We start from the raw sequence: 8,899 nt of genomic DNA on the forward strand, positions 1-8,899 counted from the left end.
TTTAACCAATTGGTCGAAGGTTCGAATCCCTCACGACCCACCAGTTTCAAAAAAAGGCTGCCTGAAAAGGTGGCCTTTTTTTTCGTATCTGCCAAGCTCCAGTAAAAAAAACAGGAGCACCTCCCCGTGTTGCAAGTGATCAAATCCGTGTTGGCTGCCTTTTTTGGTGTGCAGTCAGAAAAAAACCGCCAGCGTGATTTCCAGCAATCTTCTCCCCTGCCTTATATTCTGGTCGGCCTCGTGCTGGCTGGTGTGTTTGTGGTGCTGGTCTGGCTGGCCGCACGCTGGGCGGCACAATAAAGTGACTATAACCTGATGCAGGTCATTGACAGTTACAAAAATTAACAAGTAATTTCGGTGTTTGTGGCGCCTCCTCCTATACTTCGAAGTGATAACAATAACAACGAAGGTTAAAGAGAGGACGCTATGCACCAACTCCTGTCCAAGGGGAGGTGGCTGACGCTGTTGTTTTTCAGCCTGCTGATCCCGGTACAAGCCTTGGCAATTAATACTTCTTCTGGCTGGAACATGCCTCCTGGTGTGACCGATGTCAGCCGGGAAATTTACAGCCTTCACATGATCATTTTCTGGATTTGTGTAGTCATTGCGGTGGTGGTGTTCGGAGTGATGTTCTGGTCACTCTTTGCCTACCGCAAATCCAGAGGTGCAAAATCAGCCCACTTTCATGAAAACACCACAGTTGAGGTGATCTGGACGGCAATCCCCTTGCTGATTCTGGTCGCCATGGCTATTCCTGCTACAGCAACCCTGAAAAAAATCTATGACACCAGTGATTCGGATATCGACATCCTGGTGACGGGTTATCAGTGGCGCTGGCATTACCGCTACCTTGAAGAAGACATCAGCTTTTTCAGTAACCTGGGTACACCTAGAAGCCAGATTCTGGGTGAAGAAGCCAAGGGTGATTTTTACCTGCTGGAAGTGGATCAGCCGCTGGTGGTTCCGGTGGGTAAAAAAATCCGTTTTCTGTTCACCTCCAATGATGTGATCCATGCCTGGTGGGTGCCGGATCTAGCCATCAAAAAAGACACCATTCCCGGTTTTATCAATGAATCCTGGACCATTATCAATGAGCCGGGCACTTATCGTGGCCAGTGTGCAGAGTTGTGTGGTCAGGATCACGCCTATATGCCCATTGAGGTGCGAGCGGTGAGTGAGGAGGTCTGGCAGGCCTGGCTGATTGAGCAGCGCGAAATGTTAGCAGCTGAAGCCACCAGCGGTGAGCGTGAGTGGTCGCTGACCGAGCTGAATGACCGGGGAGCCGGTGTTTACACCACTTACTGCGCGGCTTGTCATCAGGCCGATGGTTCGGGTATGCCACCGGCTTTCCCGGCGCTGCGGGGTAATCCTGTGGCTAACACGGCAGAGGGTCGGGACAAGCATATCAAGGCAGTGTTGTTTGGTCGTCCTGGTACATCCATGCCGGGTTATGGCGGCACCCTTTCAGTTGCCGATCTGGCTGCAGTCATCACTTATGAGCGTAATGCCTGGGGCAATGATACCGGTGATGCGGTGCAACCGTCCGAGATTCGCGCGCTGCTCGATCAATAACAGGAGTTGAATCATGTCCCCCAAATTACCTCCTCGTCCGGTTGTGCAGCAGTCGTTATCCGAGACTGCTGCCGGTGGTTCCGCGACGCACCCTGCACATCCAACTGGTTTGATGCGCTGGGTACTGACCACCAATCATAAAGAAATCGGCACCCTGTATATGTTGTTTGCACTGCTGATGTTTTTTGTTGGTGGCACCATGGCTTTGATTGTGCGAGCAGAGCTGTTCCAACCCGGTATGACTTTTGTTGTGCCGGAGTTTTTTAACCAGATGACCACCATGCACGGTTTGATCATGGTGTTTGGTGCCATCATGCCGGCTTTTGTGGGACTGGCGAACTGGATGATTCCGGTACAGATTGGCGCGCCGGACATGGCACTACCCCGCCTGAACAACTTCAGCTTCTGGTTGTTGCCGGTATCTTTCACCATCCTGCTGTCGACGCTGTTTATGGAGGGTGGTGGTCCCAACTTCGGCTGGACTTTCTACGCTCCGCTCTCCACCACCTATGCACCACCTTCCACCAGCTTTTTTATTCTGGCGATGCATCTGGCGGGTATCAGTTCGATTCTGGGAGCCATCAACATTATTGCCACCATCCTGAACCTGCGTACCCCCAATATGCGTCTGATGGATATGCCGCTGTTTGTCTGGACCTGGCTGATCACGGCTTTCCTGCTGATTGCGGTAATGCCGGTGCTGGCGGGGGTGATTACCATGATGTTGCTGGACATCAACTTTGGCACCAGCTTTTTTGATGCCGCCGGGGGTGGTGATCCGGTGCTGTTCCAGCATCTGTTCTGGTTCTTCGGGCATCCCGAGGTGTACATCATGATTCTGCCTGCGTTTGGTATTGTTTCGGCCATAGTGCCGACCTTTGCCCGCAAGCGATTATTCGGTTATGCCTCAATGGTGTATGCCACGGCGTCCATTGCGATTCTGTCTTTTGTGGTCTGGGCGCATCACATGTTCACTGTGGGGCTGCCGCTGGTGGCGCAGCTGTTTTTTATGTATTCCACCATGCTGATTGCTGTACCCACCGGGGTGAAGGTCTTTAACTGGATAGCCACTCTGTTCCGGGGTTCAATCAGCTTTGAGTTGCCGATGCTGTTTTCTCTGGCCTTTATTGTGCAGTTCACCATTGGTGGTCTGTCCGGGGTGATGCTGGCAATAGCTCCGGCAGATTTCCAGTACCACGACACCTACTTTGTGGTGGCGCACTTCCACTATGTGCTGGTGCCCGGTGCAGTGTTTGCCATTCTGGCTGCTGCTTATTACTGGTTACCCAAGTGGTCGGGGGTTTATCCCAACGTCAAGCTGGGGCTGGCGCACTTCTGGCTGTCGGTGATCGGGGTCAATCTAACCTTTTTCCCGATGCACTTTTCCGGGCTGGCCGGTATGCCACGACGGATACCGGATTATGCGTTGCAGTTTGCCGACTTCAACATGTTGTCCTCGATCGGTGGTTTCCTGTTTGGTATCTCGCAGCTGCTGTTTGTGGCGGTGGTGATCCTGTGTATCCGTGGCAAGGGCAAAAAAGCTCCGGCTCAGGCCTGGGAAGGTGCTGAAGGACTGGAGTGGACACTGCCCAGCCCGGCACCGCTGCATACCTTTGATCATCCGCCGGAATTTATTCCTGAGCGGGACTCACCTTCGCGTCATTAAGGCTGGAGTAAACCATGAGCCGTCCGTCACTAAAACAGCGTCAGGACATTGCCCGCACCGTCAGGCGCAGCCTGCTGGGGCTGGCGTTGATGGTGGGTTTTACCATCGCCCTGGTGCCCCTGTATGACGTGTTCTGTGAAATCACTGGCCTGAATGGCAAAACCACCAGCACTGCACAGGTGGTTGGTGGTGCTCCGGTGGATGTCTCTCGGCGTATTGAGGTGCAGTTTGTCACCCAGACCGCTACAGGGCTGGCGTGGCAACTGGATGCAAAACAGGCCTCGGTCTGGGTGCATCCCGGTGAGGTGGCACTGGCAACCTTCAGTTTTGTTAATCAGGGCAGCAGTCGTACATCCGGTCGGGCGGTGCCCAGTGTCAGTCCTTCTGCTGGTGCTCGTTATTTCCGCAAGATGGAGTGTTTCTGCTTTCAGGAGCAGTGGCTGGAAGCCGGTGAGCGTTCCGAAATGCCGCTGGTGTTCCAGATTGATCCGGATCTGCCACAAGGCGTCAACAAATTGACCCTGGCCTATACCCTTTATCCTCAGGGGTTGGTCATAGGAGGTATTCATGAGCAGTAGCAGCTATTACGTACCGGCCACCAGTAAGTGGCCAATCATTGCAGTGGTAGTGATGGGGTTCCTGATGGTGGGAGCCGGAATGCTGATGACCCGCGGCGAAGGCCTGTTGTTGTTGCTGATCGGTCTTGTGGGTGTGGTCTGGGTGTTTGTCGGCTGGTTTGGTGATGTGATGAAAGAGGCCAATGCCGGGCTTTATGATGCCCAGATGGATCGATCTTTCCGTCAGGGTATGGCCTGGTTCATCTTCTCGGAAGTGATGTTTTTTGCCGCCTTTTTTGGTGCGCTGTTTTATATCCGTACCTTTGCACTGCCCTGGCTGGACGGGGAGGGTGCCAAGGGTGTCACGGCACTGCTGTGGCCGGATTTTGTTGCCAGCTGGCCTTTGATGAACACTCCTGACCCCAGTATTGGTGGGCCACGTGAGGTGGTGAATCCCTGGACTTTGCCGTTGATCAACACCCTGTTGCTGGTGACCTCCAGCGTTACCCTGACTTTTGCCCATCATGCTCTGAAAGCACAAAAGCGTATTCAGTTAAGAAACTGGCTGATTGTGACTCTGGTGCTGGGTGGGGTTTTTCTGGTGGTGCAGGGGGTGGAGTATGTCCATGCCTGGACTGAGCTGGGATTAACCCTGCAGGCCGGGATTTATGGTGCCACGTTTTTTCTGTTAACGGGTTTTCACGGTGTGCACGTCACCATTGGTGCCATCATTTTGCTGGTGATGTTGGTGCGGGTGTTGCGTGGTCACTTCACACCGGAAAAACACTTCGCTTTTGAGGCTGCGGCCTGGTACTGGCACTTTGTGGATGTGGTATGGATTGGGTTGTTTCTGTTTGTGTATGTGTTTTAACCACCCAGCCAGTCGAATGAGAAACCGACTAGCAGCAGTAACATCAGTAGCACTGTGAGCAGGATACGGGTTTTCAGGGAGGTCAGCAGGCGGGTGGATGAGCTCTGATCACGGATCAGAAAACCGGCACCAGCCACAAGGCTGGCAAGAATGGCAAGAAAAACAACAGCAATCAGGAGTTTGAACATGACCGGCTCCAGCAGGGATACAGCAACAGGAATGCCTGTCAGTTCAGGGCAAAGCGGCGTGCCTGTCAAGCATAAAACATCGTTGTTGCTTTGGTGGAGCTTCTGGCTGGGATTGGTAGTGCTGGGATTGTTGTTGGCGAACTGGCAGTTGCAGAGGGGTATGGAAAAACAACGGATTGATGCAGCAATGCAGGAAGCCCCCTTGCGGATTTATCCCGCTGAGTCGGAAGTGGATGTGTTACCACCCGCACCACTAACCCGGCTGCAGCTTCGTGGAGAGTTTATGCCGGAGCGCACCCTGTGGCTGGATAACCGGATATTAAACGGCAAGGTGGGTGTGGCAGCTCTGACACCCCTGCAAACCCGTGATGGACGCTGGTGGTTGATTCAGCGAGGTTTTGTGGCAACCAGTGTGGATCGCAGTCAGTTGCCACAAATCAGCACACCCACAGGTGAAGTGACTCTGACCGGGCGCTGGCAACCACTGCAGAAGAGTCAGGCGCTGGTGTTTGGTGATAATCGTGAAGGTGATCGTTTGCAGTCCATCAGTCTGCAGCCCTGGCAGGATCTGGGTGAGTTGGTGTTTGCCGGGGTGGTGCATCAGGAGAGTGGCGCTGGTGGACTGGATCGTTGGTGGTCACCCAGTCAAATGACTGCGGAGCGTCACTGGGGTTATGCAGTGCAGTGGTTGTTGCTGGCCGGATTGGCATTGTTGATGGCTTTTATCGGGAGAAGAAAAAATGCTTAACCGGGTCAAGTTGTTGTTACTGATGTTACTGCTGGCAGCACCTCTGCTGATTTCCACCGGCATGTACACACTACAGGCCGGTATTCCTGAAGCGCGGGTGGCAAAGGGTGAACTGTTACCGGAACTGGAACCCTTGCAGGAGTGGCCCTTGGCCTGGCAGGCGACTGGAGAGTGGTGGCTGGTGTGGGTGGCTGAAGCAGATTGCAATCAGCGTTGTGAGGCGCAGGCTGACGAACTCTGGCGAATGCATCGAGCGCTGGGTCGGGAGGCCGACCGGGTGTATCGCCTGAGAGCCGGTGGCAGCAGTGAATTGCCCGGTGAAAAAGCCCTGCCCTGGCTGGATGTTGCTCCCCCCTGGGCGGTGGCAGGTAATACCTGGCTGGTTGATCCCGAGGGACGTGTGGTGCTGGCTTATGACCTGAATACACCAGCTGCAGAAATTCACCGGGACTTGACGCGGTTATTGCGGATCAATCGCTGAAGTCGGGGTTAGATCAATAACGGACAGTGAAACATGGATACAGCACTAGGCATAAAAAGCAGTAGTTCAAAACTCTTGCGGCGGGCAACCACCCTGGCTGGTTTTGGGGTGGTGTTCACCCTGACGGTGGTGTTGGCCGGTGCCTGGACACGTCTGGTGGATGCCGGGTTGGGTTGTCCGGACTGGCCGGGTTGTTACGGTGCTTTGGTGGTGCCGGATGCAGAACGAGCAGCGGCTTTTGCACCGGATGATCCACTGGATCATTACAAGGCCTGGATGGAGATGCTGCATCGTTATCTGGCATCCAGTCTGGGTTTGCTGGCAATAGCACTAGTCTGGATTGGCTGGAAACTGCGTCGGGTGCCGGGTTATCCACTGGCTTTGTCCTTGTTGTTGCTGGTAGTGATAGGCCTGCAAGGTGCCTTTGGTGCCTGGACCGTGACTTTAAAACTGTGGCCACAGGTGGTGACCCTGCATCTGTTGGGTGGCATGAGTGTGCTAGCCTTGTTTTTCTGGTTGTACCGGCGTTTGCGCTCCTGTCAGTCGGGTGCTCCCGGCAGCAGAAAACCTCCGGCCAGTTGGTGGCTGGTACTGCTGTTGTTGACTGGACAAATGGCGCTGGGTGGCTGGACATCCAGCAACTATGCCGGGTTGTCCTGTACCGGGTTTCCGACCTGCAACCAGCAGTGGTGGCCACAACAAACCGATTTCAGTGAAGGTTTTCATCTGACACAGGAGGTAGGTCCTAATTACCTGCATGGTCAGTTACATGCCCCGGCACGCACCGCCATACATTTTACTCATCGTTTGGGAGCGTTGGTGCTGGGCTTGGGTTTACTGCTGCTGGTGGTACGTCAATACCGGCAACGAACTGCACGTCCCTGGTTGGCATTGGCTTTGTTGATGTACAGCGTACAAGCCGGACTTGGTATTGCTGCGGTGTTGTTGTTATTGCCCTTGTGGTTGGCACTGCTGCATACCGCCGGGGCTGCATTATTGCTGCTGAGCCTGCTGATGGCTGGCTGGCAACTGGGATATACCGGGACAAAAGTACCAAGAGTGACTTTAACGGAGGTGGGCCATGCGCAATTCCAATGAGATACATGCGGGAACTTTTTCCCTGCCGGTGTGGCGGGATTACTGGGAACTGGGCAAACCTCGTGTAGTGCTGGTCATGCTGGTCTGTGCTCTGGTCGGAATGGCCTTGGCTGTTCCGGGGTTACCACCTGTCGACAAGGTGCTGTTCGGATTATTAGGTATTGGTCTGGCTTCGATGGGAGCCGCTGCTTTTAATCACCTGCTGGATCGGCGGCTGGATCGTTTGATGATTCGTACCGCCAGTCGTCCGGTGGCAGAAGGTCGGCTTGGCAGTTTGCAGGCTGCCACTTATGCCAGTCTGTTGTCAGTGGCGGGTATCACCCTCTTGTGGATTGAGGTGAATCCACTGACTGCCTGGTTAACACTGGCTTCACTGCTGGGTTATGCCCTGGTGTACACGGGTTTTCTGAAACGGGTGACACCCCAGAATATCACTATTGGCGGGTTGGCCGGGGCGGCACCACCACTGCTGGGCTGGACAGCCATTACAGGACAGATTCACCCGGATGCACTGTTGCTGGTGTTGATCATTTTTGCCTGGACACCACCCCACTTCTGGGCGCTGGCAATTTATAAACGTGAAGAATATGCCAAGGCCGGAGTGCCGATGCTGCCGGTGACTCATGGTGAAGCCTTTGCCCGTTTGCAGGTGTGGCTTTACACCTGGTTGACGGTAGCGGTAACCCTGCTGCCTTTTGTCACCGGAATGAGTGGCTGGATTTATCTGGTGGGTGTGCTGGCGCTTAATCTGCGCTTTCTGCACTGGAACTGGCGGGTTTGGCGAGGTAAGGATCTGGCGGTGCCACTGGCATCTTTCTGGTTCTCGATTCGTTACATCCTGCTGCTGTTTTTGCTGCTGCTGGTGGATCATTACACCAGCCTGATGACCTGAGGAGGTGTGTTATGTTTATTCAACACATGTGGGGTGTTTTATATAACCCCGATAAAGAATGGCAAAAGGTCAGGGAAGAAAAATATTCAGTGCTGGAGTATTACACTCGTGATCTGATCTGGATGAGTGCAATACCACCTTTTGCCCTGTTTGTGGGTACAACCCAAGTGGGGTGGACGATTGGTATGGGTGAGTACATCAAACTCACCCCGTCCAGTGCTCTACCCATTGCTTTGGCCTTTTATCTGGCCTTGCTGGTGGGTGCCGGTCTTATGGCAAGCATCATCCACTGGATGGAAAAAACCTACAGTTCCAATGCCAGTATGGAACGCTGTATGGCACTGACCACCTACACTGCATCACCGCTGCTGCTGGCGGGACTGGCAGGCTTCTGGCCTAACCTCTGGTTTGTGGTTGCTGTCGGGTTGATTGCGCTGGCTTATACCCTTTATCTGCTGTACACCGGGGTGCCCCACATCATGGAAATACCGGAGGAGCAGGGTTTTATGTTCTCCACTTCAATTGCCACGGTGGGTCTGGTGATGCTGGTGGGGCTGCTTACTACAACTGTGCTGCTTTGGGGGTTGGGTATGGGACCCGCTTACATGCGTTAGCCGGGAAAGTCTGCAAGATTTTGACCTTTTTCAAGGCGGAAGGCAGGGGATGCTTTCTGCCTTTATTACTTGCCATTTTCTCCCGTTTTTGTGCTTTAGTGTTGGGTTGCGACTTTGGCATTATGCTATGATTCCCTTCCACTCAACTCCTCTGAATAATGATTCCGCCTACGATGAACAGTGTTTATGACCAGCTTCTGGTGCGAGAGCAC

Annotated in this window: 11 protein-coding genes; 10 read left to right on the forward strand and 1 reads right to left on the reverse strand. The window is 53.8% G+C overall.

Going from position 1 to position 8,899, the window contains the following annotated elements; all coding sequences use genetic code 11:
• Positions 1–126: 126 nt before the first annotated feature.
• From IBX50_RS14210 to IBX50_RS14230, 5 genes are all read left to right on the forward strand, one after another.
• A complete protein-coding gene (locus IBX50_RS14210; RefSeq protein ID WP_292256910.1) occupies positions 127–300 on the forward strand; it encodes a DUF2970 domain-containing protein in 174 nt (57 codons plus the stop codon).
• 126 nt (positions 301–426) lie between these two features.
• Positions 427–1,572 carry a cytochrome c oxidase subunit II gene (coxB, locus tag IBX50_RS14215; RefSeq protein WP_292256912.1) on the forward strand — a complete coding sequence of 382 codons (1,146 nt, stop codon included), beginning with the start codon at positions 427–429 and terminating at the stop codon, positions 1,570–1,572.
• A 13-nt stretch (positions 1,573–1,585) separates the two neighbouring features.
• Positions 1,586–3,238, forward strand: a complete 1,653-nt coding sequence (gene ctaD, locus IBX50_RS14220) for a cytochrome c oxidase subunit I (protein WP_292256914.1) — start codon at positions 1,586–1,588, stop codon at positions 3,236–3,238.
• Positions 3,239–3,252: 14 nt separating this feature from the next.
• Positions 3,253–3,816 carry a cytochrome c oxidase assembly protein gene (locus IBX50_RS14225; protein WP_292256916.1) on the forward strand — a complete coding sequence of 188 codons (564 nt, stop codon included), beginning with the start codon at positions 3,253–3,255 and terminating at the stop codon, positions 3,814–3,816.
• Positions 3,806–4,666, forward strand: a complete 861-nt coding sequence (locus IBX50_RS14230; protein ID WP_292256918.1) for a cytochrome c oxidase subunit 3 — start codon at positions 3,806–3,808, stop codon at positions 4,664–4,666. Before IBX50_RS14225 ends, IBX50_RS14230 begins: the two co-directional genes overlap by 11 nt.
• Here IBX50_RS14230 and IBX50_RS14235 read toward each other — a convergent pair.
• Positions 4,663–4,854 carry a DUF2909 family protein gene (locus IBX50_RS14235; RefSeq protein WP_292256920.1) on the reverse strand — a complete coding sequence of 64 codons (192 nt, stop codon included), beginning with the start codon at positions 4,852–4,854 and terminating at the stop codon, positions 4,663–4,665. The genes IBX50_RS14230 and IBX50_RS14235 overlap by 4 nt on opposite strands.
• On the opposite strand from IBX50_RS14235, the gene IBX50_RS14240 reads away from it, so the two are divergent.
• From IBX50_RS14240 to IBX50_RS14260, 5 genes are read left to right on the forward strand one after another with little or no spacing between them, the layout of a single operon-like run.
• A complete protein-coding gene (locus IBX50_RS14240) occupies positions 4,853–5,602 on the forward strand; it encodes an SURF1 family protein (protein ID WP_292256922.1) in 750 nt (249 codons plus the stop codon). The two genes, IBX50_RS14235 and IBX50_RS14240, sit on opposite strands and share 2 nt — an antisense overlap.
• On the forward strand, positions 5,595–6,083 hold the full coding sequence (locus IBX50_RS14245; protein ID WP_292256924.1) for a hypothetical protein: 489 nt from the start codon (positions 5,595–5,597) through the stop codon (positions 6,081–6,083). The genes IBX50_RS14240 and IBX50_RS14245 overlap by 8 nt, the downstream gene beginning before the upstream one ends.
• 33 nt (positions 6,084–6,116) lie before the next feature.
• Positions 6,117–7,181, forward strand: a complete 1,065-nt coding sequence (locus IBX50_RS14250; protein ID WP_292256926.1) for a heme A synthase — start codon at positions 6,117–6,119, stop codon at positions 7,179–7,181.
• Positions 7,165–8,073, forward strand: a complete 909-nt coding sequence (gene cyoE / locus IBX50_RS14255) for a heme o synthase (protein ID WP_292256928.1) — start codon at positions 7,165–7,167, stop codon at positions 8,071–8,073. The genes IBX50_RS14250 and cyoE overlap by 17 nt, the downstream gene beginning before the upstream one ends.
• Positions 8,074–8,084: 11 nt before the next feature.
• Positions 8,085–8,687, forward strand: a complete 603-nt coding sequence (locus IBX50_RS14260; protein WP_292256930.1) for a Yip1 family protein — start codon at positions 8,085–8,087, stop codon at positions 8,685–8,687.
• Positions 8,688–8,899: the final 212 nt, after the last annotated feature.

The sequence above is a fragment of the Marinospirillum sp. genome (assembly GCF_014859565.1).

Coding starts and splice junctions, on each gene's coding strand:
- coxB (WP_292256912.1), top strand. CDS start 427: ATGCACCAACTCCTGTCCAAGGGGAGGTGGCTGACGCTGTTGTTTTTC.
- ctaD (WP_292256914.1), top strand. CDS start 1,586: ATGTCCCCCAAATTACCTCCTCGTCCGGTTGTGCAGCAGTCGTTATCC.
- IBX50_RS14225 (WP_292256916.1), top strand. CDS start 3,253: ATGAGCCGTCCGTCACTAAAACAGCGTCAGGACATTGCCCGCACCGTC.
- IBX50_RS14230 (WP_292256918.1), top strand. CDS start 3,806: ATGAGCAGTAGCAGCTATTACGTACCGGCCACCAGTAAGTGGCCAATC.
- IBX50_RS14240 (WP_292256922.1), top strand. CDS start 4,853: ATGACCGGCTCCAGCAGGGATACAGCAACAGGAATGCCTGTCAGTTCA.
- IBX50_RS14235 (WP_292256920.1), bottom strand. CDS start 4,854: ATGTTCAAACTCCTGATTGCTGTTGTTTTTCTTGCCATTCTTGCCAGC.
- IBX50_RS14245 (WP_292256924.1), top strand. CDS start 5,595: ATGCTTAACCGGGTCAAGTTGTTGTTACTGATGTTACTGCTGGCAGCA.
- IBX50_RS14250 (WP_292256926.1), top strand. CDS start 6,117: ATGGATACAGCACTAGGCATAAAAAGCAGTAGTTCAAAACTCTTGCGG.
- cyoE (WP_292256928.1), top strand. CDS start 7,165: ATGCGCAATTCCAATGAGATACATGCGGGAACTTTTTCCCTGCCGGTG.
- IBX50_RS14260 (WP_292256930.1), top strand. CDS start 8,085: ATGTTTATTCAACACATGTGGGGTGTTTTATATAACCCCGATAAAGAA.